The following is a 25433-nucleotide window of genomic DNA, read 5'->3' on the forward strand; positions in this document are numbered from 1 at the left end:
CCCGTTCCCCCTGCCCGATCCCCGACCCGGAGGCGCGTTATGGAAGACACGATCATCCAGATCGTCGCGGCCGCCCTGCTCACCGCGACCAAGGTGGCCGGCCCCGTGCTGGGCGCGACCCTGGGGGTCGGGCTGGTGCTGTCGATCGTCCAGTCCGCCACCCAGATCCAGGAACAGACCCTGACCTTCGTGCCCAAGCTGGTGGTGACCGCGGTCGTCCTGGTGCTCACCGGGGGCTGGTGCCTGAAGACGCTGGAGGGCTTCACCCGCGAACTGTTCGCCATGGTCCCCAATCTGCTCAACAGCTGAGAAGGCCCTGTGGACCTCGGTTTCGCCACGCTGACGCTCTCGGGCTACCTGCTCGCCCTGGGCCGGGTCGTCGGCTTCGTCCTGATCGCCCCGCCGTTCAACACCCGGGCGATGCCCAGCCAGGTGCGGGCGACGACGGCGTTCGCCCTGGCGATCCCGATGTCCACGTGGACCGTCAGGCAGGCCCCGCCACTTGGCTCGGGCGCGATGATCGGGCAGATGCTGCTGCAGATGCTGCTCGGGGTGGCGCTCGGCTACTTCGTGCTGATGGCGGTGGCCGCGATCCAGACCATCGGTGACTTCATCGACCTGGCCGGCGGTTTCAGCATCACCCAGGGCCTGGACCCGCTGTCGATGGTGCAGAGCTCGGTGATGGGCCGGCTGCACCAGCTGATCGCGATCACCCTGCTGTTCGCCGCCGACGGCCACCTGGTGATCCTCACCGGGCTGTCGCGCACCTTCGAGATCTCGGCCCTGGCCCGGATGGACCTGGCCCTGGTGGCCGAGACCCTGACGAAGATGCTGGCCACCATGTTCGTCTCGGCGATCCAGGTGACCGCGCCGATCCTCGCCGCCCTGCTGATCGCCGACGTGGCCCTGGGTCTGCTCACCCGCGCCGCCCCCGCCCTGAACGCCTTCGCCCTGGCCTTCCCGCTGAAGATCATCCTCAGCCTGTTCCTGATCGGGCTGATCCTCGTGCAGATCCCGGGCACGCTGGAGAACTTCGTCAACACCGCGGGCCTGGCCATGATCCGCCTGGTCGGGGGGTGAGGTCCCGACATGGCCGGTGACAAGGACGGCAAGACCGAGAAGCCGACCGAGAAGAAGATCAAGGACGCCCGTAAGGAAGGGCAGTTCCCCCGTTCCCAGGACTTCGGCACCTGGGCCTCGCTGGCCGCGGCGGTCGCGGTGATGCCGTTCAGCGTGCACCTGACCAACGAGCGGGTCCGGGCGATGCTGACCGACCTGCCGGCGATCGCCAGGGACCCGAGCCTGCCCCGGGCCTACGAGGTGATGAACCAGATCCCGATGGCGGTGCTGATCGGGGCCGCCCCGATGTGCCTGGCCTCGATGCTGACCGCCTTCGTGGCCACCGCCATGCAGGGCTTCTATCCCAGCGCGAAGGTGCTGCAACCGAAGTTCAGCCGGATGAACCCGTTACAGGGCCTGAAGCGGATGTTCGGGATGAAGGCGGCCTGGGAGGCCCTGAAGGCCTTGCTGAAGGTGGTCGTCCTGGCCACCGTGGTCTGGATCATCGGCCAGGACCTGGTCGCCCAGCTGATCGGCCAGGGCATCCTGCCGCTGATGGCCACGGCCGAGATGGCCGCCGCCGACATCCGCAAGCTGGTCTTCGTGGCGGCCGGCTCGGGTCTGGTGCTGGCCATGGCCGACTACTTCTACCAGCGTCACGATGTCATGAAGCAGCTCATGATGACGCCGAAGGACATCAAGGACGAGTACAAGCAGCAAGAGGGCGACCCGATGCTGAAGGGGGCGATCCGGCAGAAGCAGATGGCCATGTCCCGCAACCGGATGATGGCCGAGGTGGGCGACGCGAACGTCGTGCTGACCAACCCGACGCACCTGGCGATCGCCCTGAAGTACGAGTCCGGCAAGGGCGCCCCGAAGGTGGTGGCCAAGGGGTCGGGCTCGGTCGCGGCCGCGATCCGGCAGCTCGCCAAGGAGCACCGGGTCCCCGTGGTGGAGGACAAGCCCCTGGCCCGCGCCCTGTTCCGGGTCTGCGAGATCGGCGAGGAGATCCCGGCCGAGCTGTACATGGCGGTCGCCCGGATCCTGGCGTTCGTGATGCAGGCCGGCAAGCCCGGCCGCAATGCCGCAACCCGGAAACCGCCTACCAAGATCCCGGTTCCGGACGTCCTGCCCACCCGGGCCGAGCTCAATGCACGCCGCCGTCGGGAGATCAGCGAGGCGCGCCGAGCGCCGCGCTGATTCTTCCCCGGCCGCAAGGCAAGTCCCCCGTCTGTGCGGCGTAAACCACCACCCCGGGGCAATTTCACCGCTTCTCGCGTAGATCTTTTTGGACACGCCGCGAGTAATCCCAAGCGTGTAATTACAGCGCTACCTAGAGTGCCCGATCGACCGGGATCGAGAGGGTCCTGGCTATCAGGTAGCGGGGGCGCCTCAATGCGTGTCTTGACACGGAACAGTACGAACCCAGGCGGGGGGCCGCTTTTCGGCGGCCCCGTCCGTTTCCGCCGCAGACGAGGGGTGGCGCAGGTCGTGGCCGGCCTGCTCGTCGCCGGTGGAGGACTGCCGGCCGCGGCCGCCTCGGCATCGGCCGCACCCGAGGCGGCTGTCTCCTCGGCGGTGGGGAAGCCGTCGAAAGACAGCGAAAAAGACTCCAAGGTAAGCAAGAAGGACATCAAGGCGGCCGCCGACGGCTCCACCGCCGCCTCGTCCTACGGCGTCTTCGCCAACGTGTCGCTGCTCGGAGCAGTCGGCATCGGCACCGGGCAGACGCCGAAGTCGGACTGGCCGGCCGGGCCCGCGCAGGCCACCACGGCCAAGGTCGCGGTCACCGGACTGCTCTCCACCGGTGCGGTGACCACCACCGCCGAGGGTGACGACCTGAAGGACACCGCCAAGGCGACGAGTTCGGTCGCCGGGCTGGGCACCGGCACCGGCCTGCAGGGCCTGCAGGCGGTGACCGCCGACGTGATCGGCTCCAGCTGCCTCGGCGACGCCGGTGGCGTCACCGCCACCACCACCGTGACCGGCCTGAAGCTGAACGGCGTCCTGAACACGTCGGTCCCCGCCAACCCGGCCCCGAACACGGTCATCGACATCCTGGGTCTGGGCAAGCTGCACCTGAACGAGCAGACCCGCACCACCACCGGGGGGAAGACCCGGCTCGCCACCAACGCGCTGCGGCTGCAGCTGCTGGGCGGCGCGCTCAGCGCGGTCGGCCAGGGTGACGTGATCGTCGGCCACACCGAGTGCCTGACCACCGACGCCGTGACCCCCACGGCCGGCAGCCTCACGCCGACCAGCGGCCCGGCCAACGGCGGCACCGAGGTCCGGATCACCGGTAGCGGCTTCCGCGGCGCCACCGGCGTCCGTTTCGGCGCCAAGACCGCCGGTTTCACCATCGACAGCCCGACCCAGATCACCGCGATCGCCCCGGACGGCACCGGTTCGGTCAACGTCCAGGTGATCACCCCGGCCGGGACCGGCACCGCCTCCGGGCAGTACACCTACGTGGCGGCCCCGGCGGTCACCGGGGTCAGCCCGGCGACCGGCCCACCGGGAGGCGGCACCACGGTGACGATCTCGGGCAGCGGCTTCTCCAGCGGCTCGACGGTCAAGTTCGGCACCGCCGACGCCACCGGGGTCACGGTCAACAGCCCGACCTCGATCACCGCCACGGCCCCGGCCGGCACCGGTAGCCAGTTCGTCACGGTGACCAACTCGGGCGGCACCTCGGCCCAGACCAACGACGCCGTGTTCAGCTACGTCGGGGTTCCCACGGTCGGCTCGATCACGCCCGGCCGGGGCCCGGTCGCCGGTGGTACCGCGGTCTCCCTGAGCGGTACCAACTTCACCAACGCCAGTGTCGTGCTGGTCGACGGAACCCCGGTTCCGACCACCTACGACAGCTCGACCGGACTGAGCTTCGTCACCCCGCAGCACGCCGCCGGCACCGCCACGATCACCGTGCGCACCGGTTCGGGGGGCGGCGCGGTGGCCGGCACCGGCAGCGCGACCTTCACCTACGGCAGCCCGACGGTCTCCAACCTGGCCCCGGGCAACGGCTCGATCCTGGGCGGCACGTCGGTGACGGTCACCGGGACCAACCTCGACCAGGTCACCTCGGTGGACGTGGGCAACGCGGCGGGCACCATCACCGCCCAGTCGAACGACGGCACCAGCCTGACCTTCACCACGCCGGCCAACCTGAGCGTGGGCACCGTGACGGTCACGCTCAACGGCCCCGGCTCGACCACCACCAACGCCGGCCCGTTCGCCTACCAGCTCGCCGGCCTGCCGCCGATCGCGGTGACGATGAACCCGTCCACCGGCCCGATCGCCGGCGGCACCCCGGTCACCATCACCAGCCTCAACCTGGTCGGGACCCCGATCGGGGTGGACTTCGGGGGCGTGCCGGGGACGAACTTCTCCTGGGACGGGCTCACCATCTCGGTGACCTCGCCGCAGACCACCAACCCCGGTGACGTGGGTGTGGCCATCCGCTACAGCGGCGGGGTCACCCAGAGCATCGTGGCCAACACCTTCACCTACACGGCCGCGGCCGCGTCGGTCGGGTCGCTCAGCCCCAGCGCGGGCCCGGCGACCGGTGGCACCACGGTCACGGTCACGGGTTCCGGCTTCACCCCCAGCTCCATCGTCTTCGTGGACGGTATGCCGGTGGTGACGACCTTCGTCAACTCGACCACCGTGCGCTTCACCTCGCCGCTGCACGCAGCCGGCGCGGCCCCGATCACGGTGCGCACGGGCGGTGTCACGAGCAACGCGGTGAACTTCACCTACGCCGCCGTCCCGCTCAACGTCGTGGCCCTGCCGCTGACCGGCCCGACCACCGGCGGCACGGCGGTCACCCTCTCCGGTCTCGGCCTGGGTGACGTGGACTCGCTGGTGATCGGGGGCAACACCGTGAACGCGGGCTCCTTCACCAGCCAGAGCAGCAGCCAGATCGTGTTCGCCACCCCGGCCCACGCGGCCGGCATCGTGACCGTCACGCTGCAGGGCGACTTCGGCACCAGCCTGCTGCCGAGCCTGTTCGTCTACGCCGCGGCCGCACCCAGCATCACCTCGGTCACCCCCTCCTCGGGCCCGCTGCAGGGTGGCTTCGACGCCACGCTGACCGGCACCGGCTTCGACAGCACCCTGGCCGTCCTGGTCGGGGGTCTGCCGGCGACCAACATCAGCGTCAACGGCGCCGGTACCTCCGCCACCTTCCGGGTGCCGGCCGGTCTGGTGGCCGGGGCGACCAGCATCCTGGTGACCACCACCGGGGGCACCGACACCGTTCCCTTCACCTACACCGCCTTCGACGGGCAGATCACCGGTATCTCGCCGCTGACCGGCCCGACCACCGGCGGCACCCAGGTGACGATCACCGGTACCGACTTCGCCGGGGCGACCGGGGTCGAGTTCGGCGGTACGCCGGGCACGTCCTTCAACGTCAACGGCCCGGGCACCCAGATCACGGTGAACACCCCGGCCAAGGCCGCCGGCGTGGTCTCCGTGGTGATCACCAGCCCGAGCGGGAACAGCACCAGCACGTCGCTGTTCACCTATCTCCCGGTGAACCTCGGACCGACCGTCACCACCATGTCCCCGGCCGTCGGGCCGGTGGCCGGCGGCACCCAGGTCGCCGTCTACGGCACCGGTTTCCTCGGCGCCACCGGAGTGACCTTCGGGGGTACCGCGGGCACCAACCTGACGGTGCTGAACAGCACCACGCTGCTGGTGGACGCTCCCGCCCACGCGGCCGGAGTGGTCGACGTCATCGTGACCACACTGGTCGGCAGCAGCACCGCCAACGACGGCTCGAAGTTCACCTACGTGGCCGCGAACAGCGTCCCCGTGGTCGACTCGATGACGCCGCGCAGCGGCCCGACCGTGGGCGGCACCACGATCCTGTTCCGCGGCCTGGGGCTGCAGGGCGTCGACCGGGTGACCTTCGACGGCCAGGCGGCCACCGACCTGAACGTCGTCGACGACACCACGCTGTCGGTGCGGACGCCGGCCCACCCGGCCGGTGGGGTCGCCGTGGTGCTGCGCAACGCCAACGGCAGCAGCCGCAGCTATCTCTTCACCTACGTGCCGCTCTCCGGGCTGCCGACGGTGTCGAGCCTGACCCCGAACGTGGGCCCGGCCGCCGGTGGCACCGAGGTCACGATCATCGGCACCGGGTTCGACCAGAACACCACCGTCTCCTTCGACGGGGCCGAGGGCACCGACCTGGAGCTCGGCCCGGACGTGGACGACCCGGCGACCGGGCTGGACACGGCCCGGTCGGCAGGCAGCCTGAAGCAGGCCACCCGGGACAAGGACATGCGGGTCCGGGCCTTCCGCCCGGCCCTGGCCGAGAAGGCCGTCGGCGAGTGGAAGGCCGCGGCGTCGAACATGCTGCGGGTGACCACCCCGGCGCACCCGGGTGGGCCGACCACGGTGACGGTCACCAACTCGGCCGGCTCGATCAGCTTCGTCCAGTCGTTCACCTTCATCCCGGTGCTGGCGGCCACCGCCACGATCAACACCAACGTGGCGCTCGGGGCCAGCAAGCGGGTCACCCCGCAGGGCCCGTCGTACTCGGGCATCGAGGTCACCAGCTGCAGCACGCCCGACGGTCTGGGCTCGGTGCGGATCGCGGACGACGGCCGGGCCTGCGTCTACCGCGCCGCCGACCGGGTCGGCACCGACCGGTTCGTGATGTCGGTGATCGACGACCTGAACCAGGTCTCGCAGCAGACCGTCAACGTCACGGTCGTCGCCGAAGGCGGCGGTGGCACCGGCGGAGGCGGCGGTAACGACACCGGCGGGGGCGGCGGCAACAGCGACGGCGGCGACGGTGACGGCGGCGGCACCGGCGGCGGGGGCGGCAACGACTCCGGCGAGGGTGACGGGGACGGCACCGGGGGCAGCGGCGGCAACGACACCGGGGGCGGCCTGGCCTTCACCGGTACCCCGCTCCTGCTGGTGCCCGGCCTGGTCCTCGGTCTGGTCCTGGTGCTGATCGGTACCGGTCTGCTGGGCGCCGAGCGCTTCCGGATCCGCCGGGGCGGCAGCTACCGGCAGCCGACCACCGACGAGGACGGGCGGCAGCTGATGCCGGCCGGTCTCTTCGGCCCCGACCCGGTCTCCCGCCCGGAGCCCGGCCAGGACAGCGATAAATCCTCACCTGACGACGCGGCGTAACCAGCCGCTGACCAACAGATCCGAGAAGATGGAGGAGTGAAGTTCCTGAGGCGGGCCCGCGGATCGCGGGTCCGCCTCATCGGTTTGGTGACGCTGGTGGTCGGGGCCCTGCTCACGGCCGGTGTCGGAGGCGGCTGGTGGTGGACCAACCGACAGGCCCGCACCACCGCGCACAGCCTCGCCGACCGCGCGACCCAGGCGTTCACGTCCCCGGTCGAGAAGGGCACCGGTACCGCGGTGGTCCCGAAGGGAGTGGCCGGGCCGGTGGTGGCGGTGGTCAAGATCCCGAAACTGGGCGCGGACTGGCGGATGCCGGTGGAGCAGGGCACCGGGACCGAGGTTCTACGGCAGGGGCTGGGCCTGTACGAGGGCAGTCCTGAGCCCGGCCGCCGCGGCAACGTGGGCATCGCCGGGCACCGCACCACCTGGGGTGCACCGTTCCGGGAGATCAACACGCTGGCCGACGGCGACCTGATCCGGGTCTGGACGGCCCGGGGCCGGTTCGACTACGAGGTGGTCGGCGAGGGGGTCACCGATCCCGCGGACGTCTCGGTGATCCAGCAGCGCACGGCGAAGGGGCAGGCCATGCTCACGCTGACCACCTGCCACCCGGAGTTCTCGGCCACCGAGCGGCTCTACGTACACGCCGTACTGGTGGGCAGTCGGCCCGCAGCCCGGGCCTGAACCCTCCGCCGGATCAGCTGACCGTCGAGTCCGGAGCCGGGACGGAGGTTGCCGGGCCCGGGAGCTCGGCCGGCGTACTTCGGGGCATGAGCCCGTTCTCGGCCTTGGCCAGGCCGATGATCAGCAGGGTGAGCACGGGAAAGACCGCGATCGCGGCGATTACGACTGACATTCGGCACCTCCGCCGGAGGGCAGTGCGACTCACGAACAGAAACAGGTACAGCTGTCGGACACCTGGGGAACCGCACACGCCGGTGTGCGCGGACGTGCCCTGCCGAAGGCCGAACAGAGCATAGTTCGCCCCGTTTCGGGATGGATCGCGGCCCGCTGCAGACCAAAGTACGCCGCATCGGACGATCGGCACGTCTGGACGGTCGCTCACCGCGCGAACCTGCTGAAAGAACCGTGCCGCAGCGACTTTGACAGCTGATGGACACCAGGCAACCGGGCGGTGATACCTGGTCGCGGCACCGGCGGCGCAGATTCGCCCCTTCGGCACAGCGCCGAGGGGCCCGGCCCCGCCCCGCCGTCCCCCGATCGGCTCAAGTCCCGTACGGCCACCGCCGATGTGAGCATCAGCCACGGATGGCCGAACCGCGGGACCACGGATTCACGCTCGCTCACGAGCGACGACCCGCCCCCTCACAGTCTCGTCGACTGCACTGCTGTCGGAGGTCGCCCCCGTGCCGTCCAACCGGATGACCAAGATCGCCATCCCTGTGGCGATCGTGATCGTCGTCCTCATGATGGTCGTGCCGCTGCCGGCCTTCCTCCTGGACATCCTGATCGCCCTGAACATCGGCATCAGCCTGGTCGTCCTGCTGGTCGCGCTGCAGGTGAAGCGCGTGCTGGACTTCGCCATCTTCCCCACCGTGGTGCTGGTGGCCACCATCTTCCGGCTGGCGCTGAACGTCAGCTCGACCCGGCTGGTGCTGCGCGACGGTTTCGCCGGTCACGTGATCGAGGCGTTCGGCCACATCGTGATCGGGTCCAACCTGATCATCGGTCTGGTCATCTTCGCGATCCTGATCATCATCCAGCTCACCGTGGTCACCAACGGTGCGGCCCGGGTCGCCGAGGTCGGCGCCCGGTTCACCCTCGACGCCATGCCGGGCAAGCAGATGGCGATCGACGCCGACCTGAACTCCGGCCTGATCGACGAGGACACCGCCCGCCAGCGACGCAAGGACGTGGCGGCCGAGGCGGACTTCTACGGGGCCATGGACGGTGGCACCAAGTTCGTCAAGGGCGACGCCATGGCCGCGGTGATCATCACCCTGGTCAACCTGATCGGTGGCTTCGCGATCGGCATGCTGCAGCTGGGGATGCCGGCCGGTGAGGCGGTCCAGAAGTACAGCCTCCTGACCGTCGGTGACGGCCTGGTCTCGCAGATCCCGGCGCTGCTGATGTCGGTGGCCACCGGCGTGATCGTGACCCGCTCGACCGGGGCCGGCGACGTCGGCAGCGACCTGATCGGGCAGCTCGGCCGCAACCGCCAGGCGCTGATGATCGGCGGTGGGTCAATGATCGCCCTCTGCCTGATCCCGGGTATGCCCAAGCTGCCCTTCCTGATCGTCGGTGCGCTGGTGCTGCTGATGGCCTTCCGCGCCAACGACGACTCGATGAACGACGAGGGCACCGACACCCCGGCCGCCTCCGGCGCCATCGCCATGCCCTCGGGCCAGGTCCCGCTGCCGGCCGGCGGCGGCACCGGCGACCCGGTCACCGACTCGCTCCGGGTCGACCCGCTGGAACTGCTGCTCTCCCCCGACGCCGTCGACCTGGTCGACACCGCCCGCGGCGGGGACCTGCTCGACCGGGTCCGGGCCCTGCGCCGCAAGACCGCCCTCGACCTGGGCCTGGTCCTGCCGCCGGTGCGTACCCGGGACGGCGCGATGCTGGCGCCGGGCACCTACGAGATCCGGATCGGTGGCAGCAGCGTGGCCACCGGCGAGGCCCCGCCCGGGCACCTGCTGGCGATCGGCGACTCGATGGACGGCCTGCCCGGCCGGCACACCACCGAGCCGGTGTTCGGTCTGCCCGCGGTATGGGTCCCGATCGAGTACCGCGCCTCGGCCGAACTGGCCGGCGCCACCATCGTGGAGCGCGCCGCCGTGGTCACCACCCACCTCGCCGAGATGGTCCGGCAGAACGCCTCCCGGCTGCTCAGCCTGGACGACACCCGGGACCTGCTCGAGGTGCTCAAGAACGACCGGCCCGCCGCGGTGGAGGAACTCGTGCCCGCCGTGCTGCCGCTCTCGGCGGTGCAGCGTCTGCTGCAGGGGCTGCTCGACGAGCAGGTCTCGATCCGCGACCTCGGCCGGGTGCTGGAGGGGGTGGGCCAGCGGGCCCGCACCTCGAACGACCCCGACGCCCTGCTCGAGGCCGCCCGGGCCGCCCTCGGCCCGGCCCTGGCCGTGCAGTACGTCCGGGACGGCGTGCTGCGGGCGATCACCCTGGAACCGTCGGTCGAGACCTCGATCGGCGAGGCGCTGCGGGCCAGCGAGCAGGGTGTGGTGATCGCCCTCGACCCGGTCCAGGCCCAGCGCCTGGTCTCGGACATCTCGGCCCTCCAGACCGCGGCCGAGCAGCGCGGCGAACTGCCGGTGCTGCTGATCTCCGGCCCGTTGCGGCTGCCGATGCGGCGTCTGCTGCGCGGTTCGCTGCCCCAGCTTCCCGTCATCGCCTTCACCGAGGCGACCGGCATTCACCAGATCGAGACCGTCGGACAGGTGAGTAGTAGTCATGAATTTGCTTCTTGAAGGTGACGACCTCGAGGCCCTGCTGATCCGGGCACGCCGCGAGGGGGGCCCGTTCGCCCGGATCGTCCGGGCCGAGAAAGTGCGCCGGGGCGGTGTAATGGGGTTCTTCGCGAAGGAGGCCTTCGAGGTCGCCGTCGAGGTACCGGGCGGGCTGAACGCTCTGGACGACGACGAGGAACTGGCGCTCCCGGCCTCCGCGACCCCTGCGGCCGCCGAAGCCCCCGCCGCTCGGCCTGCCACTCCCCGCGCAACTTCCCGCGCAACTTCCCGGGCGACTTCACGGGCAGTGTCGGCGCGATCTGGCGCCCGGGGCCTGCGCTCGCTCACCCAGCGCGCCGGGAACAAGCGCACAGACGAGGACGAGCGCGGTTCGATCGAGCAGGCCGCCGCGCTGGCGATGGCCCGGCAGGCAGCGTTCGAGGCGGCCATGGCCTCCGACGAGCGTGCCCCCGTCCAGGACGCCCCTGGCCAGAATGCCCTCGGACAGGCGGATTCCCGCTCCCGTCGCGGGCCGTCATTCGACCCCTACGGGCAGGACGAGGTCCGCGAGACCCTGGACCTGGCCGCCATCCTCAACGCCGGCGGTTACCCCGGGGCTCGCCCCACGGTCAGCCCCGACGCCGTACGCAACCTCGGTGGCGGCCGCCCGGGCGACCCACGGATCCCAGCCGATTCGGGCCTCCCCCTGTCGATGCCCCTCCACCGCGCGGCTCAGGCTCAGCACGGGCCGGACAACATGGAGTGGGACGAGAGTGAGTGGGGAGAGTGGGACGGCTCAGTCGCGGAGCAGCAGGATTTCGAACAAAGGACGCTCGCGGAGACTGAGCGCGACGCGGACGCCCTGAACGTCCCTGAGGCCGTCCGTCAGGCTGCGGCACGCGTAGAGGCCGAGGAGGCCTCCCAGCACGCGGAGGCCGAGGAGACCACCCAGCAGGCCACAGTCCAAGCGGAAGCCGAAGAGGCCGCCCAGCACGCCGCAGCCCAAGCAGAAGCCGAGGAAGCCACCCGTCAGGCTGCCCAGGAGGCCGAGGAGGAAGAGGCCGCTCGCCGGGTCGCAGCGGAACGTGAGGCCCGGATCGCGGCGCGGGCGGAGGAACTGCGGGCCGAGCGAGCAGCCAAGGCCGCCCGGACCACCAAGGCGAAGGCCAGGACCACCCGGGCCACCACTCGCAAGCAGGCGGCCAAGGCGAAGACCAGCACCGCTGAGCCCAGCCCTGAGCCCGAGCCCGGTGTCGAGCCCACCAAAGCAGAAACGCCCACCTCCGAGCTCGCTCTCCAGAACACCCCTGAGCCCGCCCCCGATCTCCCCCAGGAACCGGAGTCCGCCGACAACGTCACCGTCGTGGACACCGTCCCGAGCAAGGTCGCCGAGACCGCCAGCGAAGACGCCCACCCGGCCACCCCGATCATCCCGAACACAGCTGCAACCACCGAGACAGAACTCATCGACGGCGCCACCGTCGCCTCCTTCCACCCCGAGCCCACCCCGGCTGCCGCGAAGACTCCGACGATCGAGCTGCCGGCAACCCCTGAGTCCGCCGACAGCGCCGCCCAGTCCGTCGCCGAAGATGCTCCGGCCGAGACCCCCGCACCGAAGACCCGGCGCCGCGCCCGCAAGGCGGCCCATCGTGCACCGAAGGCGAAGAAGTCGGCCGACACACCCGCGGTCAAGCGGATCGAGATCCCCGAGCCTCCGGCTGAGGACATCAAGTCTCCCCTGCCCGCCTCCACCGACGACCTGGACTTCAGCGGGCTACGTCCCGCCTGGGCCCGCGGCCGGAGCCCACGCACCGAAGCCCCCCGGAAGCGGGCCATTCCGGCCGATCTGGGACTCCCGGCCAGCCGCCGCAGTCCCCGCCCGACGCAGACGCCAGGCGCTCTGATGACCCACGCCCTCCCGGGCATCCGGGTGGAGATGTCCACGCAGACTCCGTCCGGGGGACAGCAGACCGAAGCCGACGGCCCGGGTCCGCTCAACAACGGTGAGGTTCCTTCCGATCCATCGACGGTGAGGGACATTCCGAAACTTCTCCCGCTCCCGCCCAAGGCCCGCTCCGGCGGTGCCGGGCGCGACCAGGCGGGCGACTCCCCGGGGACGCCCTCAGACCCGCAGCCCGGCCAGGAAAAAGCCCAGGAGAACACCCAAGACGCCCAGTCGTCGGGCAGTGTTCCCATGGCGCCCGACCTCACGCCTGCGGCCTCCCCTGCGTCGAACGACATTTCCGGCACCTCGGATGCCGAGGCCGAACTGATCGCCAAGTGGGCCGACCCGACCGGGCCGAGCACGCCCAGTACCGGCATGCCCAGCACGGGCACACCGAGTCTGGCCACCCCGAGCACAGGTACACCGGGTCTGGCTCCGAGCGATCCGCCGGCCGTGAGCGAGACCGAGGACGATGTGGTGTCGCGCTGGGCTGCCACCCCGCCGATTCCCTCGCCCTCCAAGGCGCCCGAAACACCCCAGAAAACGCCCAGCCTCGCACCCGTGACGGCCCCGATTCCCACCCTCCAGGCCATTGCTCCCGCATCGCCGACCGAGGCGCCCCAGCCGCTGCCCCCGGCCCAGCTCGAATCGGCCGATGGCCGTCCTCAGGGACCCGCGCAGAACCCAGGATTCGGACAGAACCAGAGCCTTGGACAGGGTCAGACATCCGAGCAGAGCCAGGACCTCGGTCATATCGGAAGTTCGCTACAGTCAGAGGGTTCTGAGCAGCCGTTGAGTCTCGGCCGATCTGAGCCTTCTGGCCAATCTGAGAATTCGAGCCCATCTGCAAGTTTCGGCCAGTTCCTTGGCTTCGGCCAGACTGCGGGTTCCGGTCGGCCTGAAGATTCTGACCAGCCTGCGTCCGGAACAACCACTCAAACTCCCGCCCTGGCACCCCCCAGCGCCTTCGCCCCGAGCGAGCCCATCAACTCCAGCGCCGCTGACGCCCCCGCCACCTTCGGCCAAGGCGAGGCCACGCCCACGTTCGGCCAGGGCAGCACCACGCCCACGTTCGGCCACAGCGACGCAACGCCCACCCTCGCCCAGGGCGACATCGCACCCACCTTCGGCCAGAACACCACCGCACCCGCGTTCGGTGAAGGCAACGCCACGCCCAGTTTCGGTCAGAGCGACGCCACCCCAGCTCTCGGTGACTCCATGCCCAGCTTCGGCCAAGGCAACGCCACACCGACCTTGAGCCATGGCCACGACGCGCCCACATTCGGCCAGGGCAACGCCGCGCCCACCTTCAGCCACACCGACACCACCCCCACATTCGGCCAGCACAACTCCACGCCCACGTCCCCCCAGGGCGACCCCACCGCCACCTTCAGCCAGGGCGACACAACCACCTCGGACCCGAACAACAGCGCGCCCACATTCGGCCAGAACCCCACCGCGCCGGCATTCGGCCAGGGCGAATTCACCAGCACCTTCGGACAGGCCGAAAACCCGTCAGCCTCCGAACACCCCGAATCCGCAACCCCTCTGGCAACCCCGACGACCGGCGCACCTACCGATGCTCCGACGTCCAGCCCCTACGCCTCCCCCGAAGAAGCAATCGCAGCCCAGTGGGCAGCACCGATGCCGGGGCAGGGCGACACCACGATCACTTCCCCCTGGTCCACACCCGCAACAGCCGAAAACGCCCCAGCGACCGGCGGTGAAGGTCAGGCACAGCAGTGGTCAGCGCCCGCATTCGGCAGCGACACCGCAACGGCACCAGCGACCAGCTCGGCTGCCCCTCACCCGTCATCCGAACTGGACGAGCTGGCTGCCACAGCTCCGCGGGCCACCACGGTCTTGCCCAAGGGCAAGGCTCGTCGCTCGAAGAAGAACATGCCCAACCAAAGGACGTCCGCGGAGACCAATCCCGCATCAGTCCAGTCCGTTGCGCCTCCAGTCACCGGCCAGGCCACGCCTGCCGCAAATGAATCGTCCACAGGAAGTTCCGCCACTGATACCACCAATCGTGCGCTGGGTCAGGCACCTTCGACCGGCGCCACCGGAACGTCTGCAGAAGGCACCCCTCCGGCGCCGATTTCCGCAGCCCGGGCCGAGGCGGACACTCCTCCGGAAGGTGGCTTCAAGCTGTTCGGCGTGCGCTTCGGCGGCAAGAAGAAGGGCAAGGGCAAAGACGAAACCAAGGACGAGTCGGTCGCCCCGGTGACTTCGATCAGTCCGGCAGTGGGCGACGAAGCAACGAAGTCGTCCGAGGGCAGCGGTGTCCCGGATGCGCCGAAGATCGAGGCGTCCAGCGCAGCGGCCGACGACGAGCCCCCGGCCTGGGAGACCATGGCCGCGCGGGCCAGTTCGGCCGCAACCGCCGGGGAGGTCGCAGCCGCCCAGGCCGTGATGAGTGCCAGTGCAGCGAGCGCGACTTCCGACTCCACAGGCCAGTCAACCGCTGACCTTGGCACCTCGACAGCCGGCGCTGCTTCTCCCGCCGAGACTCAGCCGAGCGACACCACGCACACCTTCAGTGACACCACGCCGGCCTGGGCCACCCCAACCGAACCAAGTGCGGCCACACACCCGCCGGCAGAGACTCCCCGGGCCACCCCGTCCGAGGCAAACGCAGCCACACACCCGCCGACCGACACCCCCTGGGCCACCCCCACCGAGGCAGGTGCGGCCACACACCAACCGGCCGACGCTCCCTGGGCCACCCCGTCCGAGGCAAACGCAACCGCACACCCGCCGACTGACACCCCCTGGACCACGCCTACCGAGGCAAACGCAGCCACACACCCATCGGCCGCCGCTCCCTGGGCCACGCCTACCGAAGCAGACGCAACCACACACCCACCAACCGACGCTCCCTGGGCCACGCCTACCGAAGCAGGCACAACCACACACCCACCGGCCAACACCCCCTGGACCGCCCCCACCGAAGCAGACGCAGCCACACATCCACCGGCCAACACCCCCTCGGCCACCCCCACCGAAGCAGACGCAACCACACACCCGCCGACCGACACCCCTTGGGCCCCGCCTACCGAGGCAGGCGCAAGCATTCCCCTGACGAGCGAACCTGCCCCCGCGTCCCAGACCGAGTCCGGAGTCGCTACCGGAGTCGCGGCCGAAACCGCTACCGAAATCGCCCCCCGCACCGAGGCCGGCCCTACCCCTGCCCTCGAAAGCGCCTCCTCAGGTTCCGATCTGCCGGCAGCCGCTCTCGAGACACCCTCACTTGCGATGCCCGTCCTCGCACCGCCCTCGTCAGAGACGCCCGCCTTCGCAGTTCCTTCCCCCGAGACCGACGGAGACACCGAGACCAGCACGGACGCCAACGCCGCCGAACACACCGAAAGCAACAAGCCCACCGAGACAACCGGGCCCACCGAGACAACCGAGACAACCGAGCCCACCGAGCCCACCGAGACAACCGAGCCCACCGAGCCCACCGAGCCCACCGAGCCCACCGAGCCCACCGAGCCGACCGGGTCTACCAAGACGACCGGGCCCACCGATCCAACCGGGCTCACCGAGACGACCGAGCCCATCAATACGACCGAGCCCACCAAGACAACCGGGCCCACCGAGACGACCGAGCCCGCCGAGACGATCGGGCTCACCGAAGGCCTGCCCACCCAACGCACGGCCAGCCCCAGCGACAACCTCACAGCAGCACTCGCCGAGGACACAGCCACAACCAACGGGGCCATCACCGAGCCCTCAACCACCGTGCCCTCAACCACCGAGGCCGCCACGACCGGGCCCGCAACCACCACAACCGGACCCGCAGCCACCGAGCCTGTAACCGCCAGCACCGCAGCAGCCCCCCTGGCCGGTCCCGAGCCCACCAGCGCAGCCGAAGACATCCAGGCCAAGTGGGCCGAAGTCATGCTGGCCGAGCGCGAGACCTCACCCGAACCAGAAGCCGCACCCGAGAATGCTTTCAGCGCGTCCCTGAGCCCGGAGATGAGTGCTTCCCCCGTCGTCCCCGCCCAGCCCGGAGCACCGGCCCCGGAAAACACCGGGCCAGAAAACACAGGGCCGGAGAACACAGCCGCGGGAACCACCTCACCCTGGGCCACGCCCACGAGCACCAGCCCGGAGTGGGCTCCCCCGGCCACCCCAGCCGCGCCGGCCACCGACTCCAGCAGCGGGACGTCAGGCTGGGCATCCCCTGCCGACCTCCTGGCCCGCTGGTCCGACCCCAGCGCCACGCAAACCGAGACCACCGAGCCGGAACCGGTGACCACCTGGGCCTTCCAGCCGGACACCGAACCCAAGCCCGACCCCCTGACCGCGACCGAGACCACGTCGGGCGTCGTCCCGAACATGGAAGCCCCGGTCACACCCGGCTTCCCAGTGACCGAGTCGCCGTTCCTGCACGAACCGCCCCTCCCCGTACCGAATGCCCCGCTCTCCCTGACCGACTTCCTGACCAGCCACGCCACCACCAACCCGACAACAGACCAAACCCCTGCCCCCGACCACACCGAGACGGACGATCCCAACGCTTCAGGCGCACCGACGTCCGAAATCTCAGAAACCAATACCCCCACAACCGACTTCAACCACGCCCTGGACTTCGAACAGGTCCGGGCCGGCGTCCAGGCCGGGCTGGAGACCGCCGAGGCGATCGCCAACGGCCTCGCCCTGGCCGCCGACAAGATGCACCTGAACAGCCTGGGCGTGCCCACCGACTGGACCGCCAACCTGCAGCCCGGCGACCGGTTCATGGCGGTGGTGCAGATGCTCGGCGAGATGCCCGAACCCGAGATCGCCTACGACGTAGCGGTGATCGCGGTGATCGGCCCGCCGGACGTGATCGGGCTGGAAGCCGCCCGCACCGCACTCGACCTTCCGCATGAGGGCGGTCCGCGACCGGTGGTCACGGTTCCCCTCGAGGTCGGGCCCGAACGTCTGGAGGCGGTCGATCGGGTGGCCGCCACCCGTCCGGTGGTGGTCAGTGTCCCAGTCCCGGCCCTGACCCCAGAAACCGGGAAGATTCGTGAGGTCCTGCAGGACGTGCAGGCGGAGGCGGTGATCGCAGTGCTCGACGGCACCAGGTCGATCGAGGAGAACCAGCGCTGGCTGGAGTCTTTGGGCAAGGTCGACGCGGTGGCCCTGGACGGAGCGTTCGAGTCCGGTGAACCGGCCGCGGCCCTCCAGCTGGGCCTGCCGGTGGTCCGGCTGGACGGGATCGCCGTCGACCGGGTCGGCTGGGCCGCGCTGCTGTGCACCCAGCTCGCGGTGGGTGGCGCGACCTCGTGAACCCACTGCTGGTCGGCTGCGCGATCGCGGCTGTGCTGGCCGGCCCGTCGCTGTACTCCCAGTACGCCGGCGGCGGGCTCGACGCCATGACCGCACTCACCCGCTGGCTGATCGTGGCCGTCGTCTGCTCGGTCGGAGCCGCGCTGATCATGAACCTGATCAGTCGGTACGAGCGGGAGTGGGAGGAGAAGGACGCGGAGGAGGCCCGGGAGGCGGCCCAGGCGGCGGCCGAGGCCGAGGCCAAACGCGCGGCGGAGGCCCAGACCCGGCGGGCCGGTCAGAACACCTGACCCGCCGGGACCGAGAAGGGCCTAGCTCCCGGGCACCTCGCGCCGGATCTCCTCCAGCCAGATCCGGGCCGAGGCGTCGGAGGGGGCCCGCCAGTCGCCGCGCGGCGAGAGTGAGCCGCCCGCAGTGACTTTCGGGCCGTTCGGCATAGCCGAGCGCTTGAACTGACTGAACGCGAAGAACCGCTGGGCGAAGACCTCGAGCCAGTGCCGGATCACCGGCAGGTCGAACTCGACCCGGCTCTCCGGCGGGAAGTGCGGCGGCCAGCTGCCCTCGGTGGCGTCGACCCAGGCGTGCAGAGCCAGGAACCCGATCTTCGAGGGCCGGAATCCGTAGCGCAGCGTGTAGAACAGCGAGAAGTCCTGCAGCGAGTACGGGCCGACCTTGGCCTCGGTGCTCTGGGTGATCCCGTCCTCGCCGACCGGGACCAGTTCCGGGCTGATCTCACCGCCGACCACGTCCTGCAGCAGCTTGCCCACCCGCTCCTCGAACTGGCCGGACGAGATGACCCAGCGGATCAGGTGCTGCATCAGCGTTTTGGGCACGCCGCCGTTGACGTTGTAGTGCGACATCTGGTCGCCCACCCCGTAGGTGGACCAGCCCAGCGCCAGCTCGGAGAGGTCGCCGGTGCCCAGCACGATGCCGCCGCGCTGGTTGGCCAGCCGGAACAGGTAGTCGGTGCGCAGGCCGGCCTGGACGTTCTCGAAGGTGATGTCGTACACCGGTTCCCCGCCGGCGAACGGGTGTTTCAGGTCGGTGAGCAGCAGTTCGGCGGCCGGCTTCATGTCCAGCTCCTCGAACGTCACGCCGAGCGCCTCGGCCAGGCCGATCGCCTGGTTCTTGGTGCGGTCGCTGGTGGCGAAGCCGGGCAGGGTGAAGGCGAGAATGTCGGTGCGGGGCCGCTTCTCCTCGTCCATCGCCTTGGCCGCCACGATCAGGGCGTGGGTGGAGTCGAGGCCGCCGGAGACCCCGATCACGATCTTCGGCTGCCCGATCGCCCGCAGCCGCTGCCGCAGCCCCGCCACCTGGATGTTGTAGGCCTCGTAGCAGTCCAGCTCGAGCCGGGACTCGTCGGCCGGCACGAACGGGAAGCGCTCCACCTCGCGGCGCAGGCCGATGTCACCGGCCGGGGGCTTGAGCTCGAACTCGATGTGCTGGAACTCGTGCTCGCGGGCCTGCCGGTTGTCGTCGAACGAGCCCATCCGCAGGCGTTCCGAGCGGAGCAGGTCCAGGTCGACGTCGGCCACGGTGCGCCGGTCGCCGTTCGGGAACCGCTCCCCCTCGGCCAGCAGAACGCCGTTCTCGTAGACCATCGTCTGCCCGTCCCAGGACAGGTCGGTGGTGGACTCGCCCTCGCCCGCCGCGGCGTAGACGTACGCGGCCAGGCAGCGGGAGGAGGCCGAGCGGCACAGCAGCTTGCGGTCCTCGGCGCGGCCGATGGTGATCGGGCTGCCGGACAGGTTGACCAGCACGGTCGCCCCCTCGAGGGCGGCCCGGGCGCTGGGCGGAACCGGCACCCACATGTCCTCGCAGATCTCCACGTGCAGCACGAAGCCGGGCACGTCGAGCGCGCTGAACAGCAGGTCGTTGCCGAACGGCACCCGCTGACCGGCGACGGTGATGCTCTGGCCGCCGTCGATGTCGCGGCCGGCCGCCATCTGCCGGGCCTCGTAGAACTCGCGGTAGTTCGGCAGGTACGACTTGGGCGCCACCCCGAGCAGACGCCCGTCGTGGATCACCGCCGCACAGTTGTACAGGCGGTGCCGGTGGCGCAGGGGAAGCCCGACCACCAGCACCGGGGTGAGGCCGGCGGAGCCCTCGACCACCTTCAGCAGGGCCGCCTCGGCCTGGTCGAGCACGGTCTCGTTGAGCAGCAGGTCCTCGATCGAGTACCCGGTGAGGGTCAGCTCGGGAAAGACTGCCAGCCCGACCCCCTCGTCGTGGTTGTCCCGCGCGATCCGCAGCACCGACTCGGCGTTGGTGTCGGGATCGGCGATCGCCGTGCGCATGGTGCACGCGGCGACGCGCAGGAAGCCCTGGTGATAGGCGGAGTAGAAGTGCTGGCTCACGGGGCACAGTCTCTCAAACCAACGGACGTCCGCCTCTGCGGACGTCCGTAAGTCGAGTTTTTGGTGCCCAGACAACAAAGCCAACTTATGGACGTTCGTGGGCACGGACGTCCATAAGTTTCAGTCTCGGGTTGCTCCGGTGATCTCCTCGACCAGACGCAGCGACTCGCTGAGCGACTCCAGGTAGGCGTGAGACACGTCGTAGGGGGCCAGGCCGCTGGCCCGTACCCCCTCGTCGTCGTCCTGCTCGTGCGCCAGCACCGCGTGCAGCGCCGTGCCGGCGCCGCCCAGCCCGCTGACCAACGCGTCGCGCACTTCCTGGGTGACTCCGGCGGCCTCCGCAACGGTGTGCGGCGCAGCCCCCAGCAGTTCGGCCGCCCCGGAGAGCAGCCCGGCCGTGAAGGCCACGTCGGCGGCCGACTGGGGCGCCAGCGACCGGCAGGCGTGCGCCCGGGCCAGCACCTTCCACAGCCGGTCGGCGGGCGAGGTGGTGGACGGGCCCTCCAGCAGGATCAGCACCAGCCACGAGCGCAGGCGGCGCGGACCGATGATCACCAGCGCCTGCCGCAGCGACGAGATCTGACGGCTGGTTCCGGCGGCCGCCGAGTTCGCCGTGCGCAGCAACCGCAGGGCCAGGCCCGGGTCGCTGCCGATCGCCGGTTCGAGCCGGACGATGTCCAGGTCGGGATCCGCGAGCTGGCCCAGCAGGCGCACACAGACCAGCTGGGTCGGGCTGAGGGTGCGCCGTTGCAGCACCGTCGGCTTCTCCAGGTACGGCCCCTGCAGAAGGCCGAACCCGAGCCCGGCAACCCTTTTCAGGGTGTCCTCGTCCTCGATGCCGGCGCCGATCATCGCCCGGCCGTGCCCGGTCACCCGGGCGGCCAGCTCGGCCAACTCCAGGCCGGTGTGCGCGGGGACGTCGATGCGCACGTAGTCGACCAGGTCGAGCAGGGCCGAGCACTCCGGCTGCCCCCGGTAGTCGCACAGCGCGAGCCGGTAGCCGTCGGAACGCAACTGGTCGACCCCGGCCAGCAGTTCCGCGTCCACCATCATGGTCGCCGAGATCTCCACCACCACCCCGGCCGGCTCCACCGGGATCGGGATGATCCCGGTGAGGAAGGCCCGGGTGAAACCGATGAAGACCGGTCGCGCGCCGGCGATCCGGTCGACCCCGAACGTGCCGAAGGTGGAGGCGATCACCTGGGAGGTGGCGCGGTCACCGACCTCGGCCCCCGACTCACCCGAACTGCTCGAGTGGAAGAGCACTTCGTAGGCCACCAGCGACCGGCGAACGTCGTAGAGCCCCTGCCGGCCGACCTTGACATCGCGAACCGCATCGGCCGGGGCACGCGTCTGCGCCGGCACCCGCGCACCTGGCGCGGGTACCGGCGCACCGACTGTGACCTCGGACGAATCACCGGGATGGGCACCGGATTCCGACATCGCCACTCTCGAGCTCGCCCCTGTTTACTTGATGACGATCGAAAGGGTTCCGTCCCCGTACCCGGCGATCTTCAGCTTGACGTCCATCCGGTTGCCCACCGTGGCGGCCAGGGCCGCGACGTCCGCCGGGATCACCGAGTTCGGCGCGTACATCTCGTACAGCCGCACGTGCGGGTGGTTCGGCAGGTTGAAGATCGAGGCCATCACGTTGAGCACCTCGTAGCACATCTCCTCGAGGTCCTGCGGCAGCGTGCGGGTCTTGATCGCCTCGTCCACCACACCCTTCGGGATCATGCCCAGGGCCCCGCCGATCCGGGCCGCGCACTCCAGGTCCACCACCGCCAGGGCCGACGTCTTCAGCTGGTCGGTGACGTACACAGCAACCACGTTGGTCGACTTGGCCGGCGGGGCGACCCCGTCCGACAGGTCCACGTCGCGGCCGATCAGGCCCTCGATCGTGTTGCGCACCGAGTGCCGGCTCGGCATCGGCGACTGCTGCTCGGTCTGAACGCTCATCAGGAAACCACCGTTCCGAGTGTGTCTGAGAAGATTTCCGCGGTGAAGGGCTTGACGATCACTCCGATGGCGCCGGCCGAGTCGGCCATCTCACGCATCTCGTCCGAGCCCTCCGAGGTCACGAAGCAGAAGGGCGTGGTGCTGCCGCTGGCGCGCAGCGCCTTGAGGAACTCGATGCCGGTCATCTCCGGCATGTTCCAGTCCGAGAGGATCAGGTCGGGCTTCTCCGCCTGGGCCATCTCCAGGCCCATCCGCCCGTTCTCGGCCTCGATGATCTCGTGCTTTCCGAGGCCGGCCTGGCGTATGGTGCGGACGACGATCTTCCGCATGACGCTGCTGTCGTCGGTGACAAGGATCTTCATGGGGTCGGCTCCAGGGTTGCGTCGGAATTGTCCGGAGGCCAGAGCAGGTCTGCCACCGGGGCTTGGGGGTGGATGGCGAGCTGGACGACGTGGCCGAGCACGATGGCCCGGACGTAGGTGCTGCCGTCAGCCGGCTCGGCCTCGGCGAACTGCTCGTCCTCGACGATCTGCGCGGCCGGCAGCGAGAGCCGGGCGTGGGTGCACAGGAGCGTCTTGACGTTGCCGCCCGCGATGTTGCTGATCTCGGCGATCGAGTCGCTGAGGTCGTTCGGGCCCGGAGAGCTGACCGACATCATCCGGGCCGCCATGACCCTGGCCAGGCTCGCCCCGACGCGCACCTCGATCACCGCGAACTCACCTGCGGTGGTGTCGGTCTCGTCGGTGACGTCGGACCGGTCGTGGATGGCCAGCCGTGACATCACGGTCGGGCCGACCGGCAGCTGGTTGTTGGTGACGATCGCTTCTTCCTTGAGCACGGAGGAGAACACGTCGGTGAGGATCACCCCGAGTTCCTCCCGCACATCGTCGTCCAGGTCGGTGAAGACGCTCATGTCCCTCCTCCGTTTCGAAAGATCACTACCTTCTCGGTCTCCACCCGGGCGAAGTTCCCGTCCAGGCTGAGCGTGCTCTCGGCCCCGCCCAGCACCAGGAACCCCCCGGGCTTGAGGGCTTTGCGGACATTCGCCAGAACCTGGCGCTTGGTCGGCAGATCGAAGTAGATGAGCACGTTGCGCAGGAACACGATGTCGATCGGCGGCAGACCCACCGGCGGCATCGCCAGATTGCCCTGCCGGAAGCTGGTCAGGGCCCGTACCTCCGGCTTGACGATCCAGTCCCTGCCCACCTGATCGAAGTACTTGACCAGGTACTTGACCGGCATTCCGCGATTGATCTCGAGCTGACTGAACTTTCCGGCCGTGGCCCGGGCGACCATGGTCGGCGAGATGTCGGTCCCGTGGATCCGCGCGGTCTTCCCTGGGTTCATCGGCAGCCAGTCCAGCAGCAGAAGGGCCAGTGAGTAGGCTTCCTGCCCGCTGGAGGACGCCGCCGACCAGACGTTCACGGTCGGGCCGCCGTTGCGCTTGAGCTCGGGCAGCATCAGGTTGCTGAACGCGTCGAACGGGTGCTGGTCACGGAAGAACGAGGTCTCGTTGGTGGTCAGCGCGTCCACCACCGCGTCGCAGGCCTCGCGGTCGTTGCGGCGCAGCCGGTGCACGAGCGCGGTCAGGTCCTTGTCGCCGAACTTCCGCGCGACCGGGGCCAGCCGGGACTCCACCAGGTACTCCTTGCCCGGCTGCAGGTCGATCGAACTGCGCTGCCGGACCATTCCGGTGACGAAGGTGAAGTCGGTGTCGGCAAGCGTCATGCCCTCACTCCGCCCGGAACCGGGCCGTTGGCCTGACGCGTGGACCCGCCCTGACCGGCGCCCTGGTTGGCGCTGAGCGCCGAGGTCACCGTGCCGGCCATCTGCTCCAGCGGCAGGACCCGGTCGGCCTGCCCGGCCATCACCGTGGCCCCCGGCATGCCCCAGACCACACTGGTGGCCTCGTCCTGGGCGAACACCTCACCACCGGCCGCCCGGATCACCCCGGCGCCCAGGGCGCCGTCCTTACCCATGCCGGTCAGCACCACCGCGAGCACCCGGTTGCGGTACACCGCGGCCACCGAGCGGAACATCACGTCCACCGCGGGGCGGCAGAAGTTCTCCGGCGGCGCGTCGCTCAGGTGCACGAAAACCCCCGTACCCCGGGTCTTCAGCTCCATGTGCAGACCGCCGGGAGCGATCAGCACCTTGCCGCGCTCCACCGAATCACCCTCGGCCGCCTCGCTGATGCTCAGCTTGCAGGTCGAGTTCAGGCGCTGTGCCAGCATCTTGGTGAACACCGGCGGCATGTGCTGGGTGATCACCACCGGCACCGGGAGCTCTCCCGGCAGCGCACTGAGCACGGTGGCCAGGGCGTCCGGGCCCCCGGTCGAGCTACCGATCGCGAGCAGGCCGAAAGGCTGCGTACGACGAGTGGTTCCGGAGGCGCGCGACTGCCCGGCCGGAGGCTGCGGCGGCGGCATCGGGGCGCGAGCGACCCCGACCACCTTCCGGGCCCCGGTGAGCGCCACCAGCTTCGGCACCAGCTGCTCGGAGATGTTCTTGCGGCTCTCCATCACGCTGCCGACGTTGGCCGGCTTCGTGACGTAGTCGCTGGCCCCGGCCGCGAGCGCGTCCATGGTGGCCGAGGCGCCGCGCTCGGTCAGGGTGGAGAACATCACGATCGGCAGGCGTGGGTGGGTCTTCCGCAGGGCCCGGACCGCGTCGACCCCGTTCATCACGGGCATCTCGATGTCCATGGTCACGGCGTCCGGCTTCAGTTCCTCGACCTTGCCGATCGCGACCTGCCCGTTGTGGGCGACCCCGACCACCTCGATCCGGGGGTCGGCGTCCAGGATCTCCTTGATCAACCGGCGGATGACCACCGAGTCGTCGACGATCAGGACGCGGATGAGTGACCCGCTCATACCCCCACCAATCCCAGGAGCGCCAGCTTGTCGGCGATCACCTCTTCGGTGAACGGTTTGATCACGTACTCGTGCGCGCCGGCGGCCAGAGCCCGGACGATGTTGGCCTGTTCGCTCTCGGTGGTGACCATCATCAGCGTCACGTCCCGGAACTCCTCCCTGATACGGACCGCCTTGATGAAGCTGAGTCCGTCCATCCGTGGCATGTTCCAGTCGACCAGGGCCACGTCGGGTACGTAGCCCTGGTCGAGCAGGTCCATCGCGTCGCGGCCGTCGAAGGCCTGCGCGACGTCGAAGCCGAGTGCGCCGAGTTGCTTGGTCAGGATCGCCCGCATGGCCCGCGAGTCGTCGATCACCAGTGCCTGCATCGAGTCGG

At 70.0% G+C, this 25433-nt stretch carries 17 protein-coding genes; 8 read left to right on the forward strand and 9 right to left on the reverse strand.

Features of this window, described 5'->3' with window-relative positions; translation table 11 throughout:
* Window positions 1-39: 39 nt before the first annotated feature.
* The 5 genes from QSK18_RS04910 (at window position 40) to QSK18_RS04930 (ending at window position 7896) form a co-directional block, all read left to right on the forward strand.
* Window positions 40-309 carry a flagellar biosynthetic protein FliQ gene (locus tag QSK18_RS04910; protein WP_232808735.1) on the forward strand — a complete coding sequence of 90 codons (270 nt, stop codon included), beginning with the start codon at window positions 40-42 and terminating at the stop codon, window positions 307-309.
* Window positions 310-318: 9 nt separating this feature from the next.
* On the forward strand, window positions 319-1080 hold the full coding sequence (locus QSK18_RS04915; RefSeq protein WP_232808736.1) for a flagellar biosynthetic protein FliR: 762 nt from the start codon (window positions 319-321) through the stop codon (window positions 1078-1080).
* A gap of 9 nt (window positions 1081-1089) precedes the next feature.
* Entirely contained in the window at window positions 1090-2259 is a 1170-nt protein-coding gene (gene flhB / locus QSK18_RS04920; protein WP_285616719.1) for a flagellar biosynthesis protein FlhB, read from the forward strand.
* A 279-nt stretch (window positions 2260-2538) separates the two neighbouring features.
* Entirely contained in the window at window positions 2539-7212 is a 4674-nt protein-coding gene (locus tag QSK18_RS04925) for a beta strand repeat-containing protein (protein ID WP_285616721.1), read from the forward strand.
* A 36-nt stretch (window positions 7213-7248) separates the two neighbouring features.
* On the forward strand, window positions 7249-7896 hold the full coding sequence (locus tag QSK18_RS04930) for a sortase (protein WP_232808739.1): 648 nt from the start codon (window positions 7249-7251) through the stop codon (window positions 7894-7896).
* Window positions 7897-7909: 13 nt separating this feature from the next.
* Here the strand turns inward: QSK18_RS04930 and QSK18_RS04935 are convergent, their stop codons facing one another.
* The gene (locus tag QSK18_RS04935) at window positions 7910-8068 is read right to left on the reverse strand and encodes a hypothetical protein (protein WP_232808740.1); all 159 of its coding nucleotides are present in this window, start codon (window positions 8066-8068) and stop codon (window positions 7910-7912) included.
* A gap of 511 nt (window positions 8069-8579) precedes the next feature.
* Between QSK18_RS04935 and QSK18_RS04940 the strand changes: the two genes are divergently transcribed.
* From QSK18_RS04940 to QSK18_RS04950, 3 genes are read left to right on the forward strand one after another with little or no spacing between them, the layout of a single operon-like run.
* A complete protein-coding gene (locus tag QSK18_RS04940) occupies window positions 8580-10658 on the forward strand; it encodes a flagellar biosynthesis protein FlhA (protein ID WP_232808741.1) in 2079 nt (692 codons plus the stop codon).
* On the forward strand, window positions 10642-17868 hold the full coding sequence (locus QSK18_RS04945; protein ID WP_285616727.1) for a hypothetical protein: 7227 nt from the start codon (window positions 10642-10644) through the stop codon (window positions 17866-17868). The genes QSK18_RS04940 and QSK18_RS04945 overlap by 17 nt, the downstream gene beginning before the upstream one ends.
* Entirely contained in the window at window positions 17865-18158 is a 294-nt protein-coding gene (locus tag QSK18_RS04950) for a hypothetical protein (protein ID WP_285616729.1), read from the forward strand. Before QSK18_RS04945 ends, QSK18_RS04950 begins: the two co-directional genes overlap by 4 nt.
* Window positions 18159-18179: 21 nt before the next feature.
* Here the strand turns inward: QSK18_RS04950 and QSK18_RS04955 are convergent, their stop codons facing one another.
* The 8 genes from QSK18_RS04955 to QSK18_RS04990 all read right to left on the reverse strand — a co-directional run bounded on the left by QSK18_RS04955 (window position 18180) and on the right by QSK18_RS04990 (window position 25425).
* On the reverse strand, window positions 18180-20225 hold the full coding sequence (locus QSK18_RS04955) for an NAD(+) synthase (RefSeq protein ID WP_232808744.1): 2046 nt from the start codon (window positions 20223-20225) through the stop codon (window positions 18180-18182).
* A gap of 120 nt (window positions 20226-20345) precedes the next feature.
* Window positions 20346-21590: an EAL and HDOD domain-containing protein gene (locus QSK18_RS04960; protein WP_285616732.1), complete on the reverse strand. Its 1245-nt coding sequence runs from the start codon at window positions 21588-21590 to the stop codon at window positions 20346-20348.
* Between the two features lie 102 nt (window positions 21591-21692).
* Window positions 21693-22184 (reverse strand): hypothetical protein, encoded by a 492-nt coding sequence (locus tag QSK18_RS04965; RefSeq protein WP_232808746.1) that lies wholly within the window; start codon window positions 22182-22184, stop codon window positions 21693-21695.
* Window positions 22184-22546 carry a response regulator gene (locus QSK18_RS04970; protein ID WP_232808747.1) on the reverse strand — a complete coding sequence of 121 codons (363 nt, stop codon included), beginning with the start codon at window positions 22544-22546 and terminating at the stop codon, window positions 22184-22186. Before QSK18_RS04970 ends, QSK18_RS04965 begins: the two co-directional genes overlap by 1 nt.
* Complete coding sequence (locus QSK18_RS04975; RefSeq protein ID WP_232808748.1) at window positions 22543-23097, reverse strand: chemotaxis protein CheX; 555 nt, start codon at window positions 23095-23097, stop codon at window positions 22543-22545. The genes QSK18_RS04970 and QSK18_RS04975 overlap by 4 nt, the downstream gene beginning before the upstream one ends.
* On the reverse strand, window positions 23094-23912 hold the full coding sequence (locus QSK18_RS04980) for a CheR family methyltransferase (protein WP_232808749.1): 819 nt from the start codon (window positions 23910-23912) through the stop codon (window positions 23094-23096). Before QSK18_RS04980 ends, QSK18_RS04975 begins: the two co-directional genes overlap by 4 nt.
* Window positions 23909-25057, reverse strand: coding sequence for a protein-glutamate methylesterase/protein-glutamine glutaminase (locus tag QSK18_RS04985; RefSeq protein WP_285616743.1), 1149 nt, complete (start codon window positions 25055-25057; stop codon window positions 23909-23911). The genes QSK18_RS04980 and QSK18_RS04985 overlap by 4 nt, the downstream gene beginning before the upstream one ends.
* Window positions 25054-25425: a response regulator gene (locus QSK18_RS04990; protein ID WP_285616745.1), complete on the reverse strand. Its 372-nt coding sequence runs from the start codon at window positions 25423-25425 to the stop codon at window positions 25054-25056. Before QSK18_RS04990 ends, QSK18_RS04985 begins: the two co-directional genes overlap by 4 nt.
* Window positions 25426-25433: the final 8 nt, after the last annotated feature.

The sequence above is a fragment of the Kineosporia sp. NBRC 101677 genome, from assembly GCF_030269265.1.
Classification (GTDB): domain Bacteria; phylum Actinomycetota; class Actinomycetes; order Actinomycetales; family Kineosporiaceae; genus Kineosporia; species Kineosporia rhizophila.

Bases quoted from the DNA above. Each gene is read 5' to 3' on its own strand.
- QSK18_RS04975 (WP_232808748.1), bottom strand. From the start codon at position 23,097: ATGAGCGTCTTCACCGACCTGGACGACGATGTGCGGGAGGAACTCGGG.
- QSK18_RS04965 (WP_232808746.1), bottom strand. From the start codon at position 22,184: ATGAGCGTTCAGACCGAGCAGCAGTCGCCGATGCCGAGCCGGCACTCG.
- QSK18_RS04970 (WP_232808747.1), bottom strand. From the start codon at position 22,546: ATGAAGATCCTTGTCACCGACGACAGCAGCGTCATGCGGAAGATCGTC.
- QSK18_RS04985 (WP_285616743.1), bottom strand. From the start codon at position 25,057: ATGAGCGGGTCACTCATCCGCGTCCTGATCGTCGACGACTCGGTGGTC.
- QSK18_RS04990 (WP_285616745.1), bottom strand. From the start codon at position 25,425: ATGCAGGCACTGGTGATCGACGACTCGCGGGCCATGCGGGCGATCCTG.
- QSK18_RS04910 (WP_232808735.1), top strand. From the start codon at position 40: ATGGAAGACACGATCATCCAGATCGTCGCGGCCGCCCTGCTCACCGCG.
- QSK18_RS04945 (WP_285616727.1), top strand. From the start codon at position 10,642: ATGAATTTGCTTCTTGAAGGTGACGACCTCGAGGCCCTGCTGATCCGG.
- flhB (WP_285616719.1), top strand. From the start codon at position 1,090: ATGGCCGGTGACAAGGACGGCAAGACCGAGAAGCCGACCGAGAAGAAG.
- QSK18_RS04980 (WP_232808749.1), bottom strand. From the start codon at position 23,912: ATGACGCTTGCCGACACCGACTTCACCTTCGTCACCGGAATGGTCCGG.
- QSK18_RS04935 (WP_232808740.1), bottom strand. From the start codon at position 8,068: ATGTCAGTCGTAATCGCCGCGATCGCGGTCTTTCCCGTGCTCACCCTG.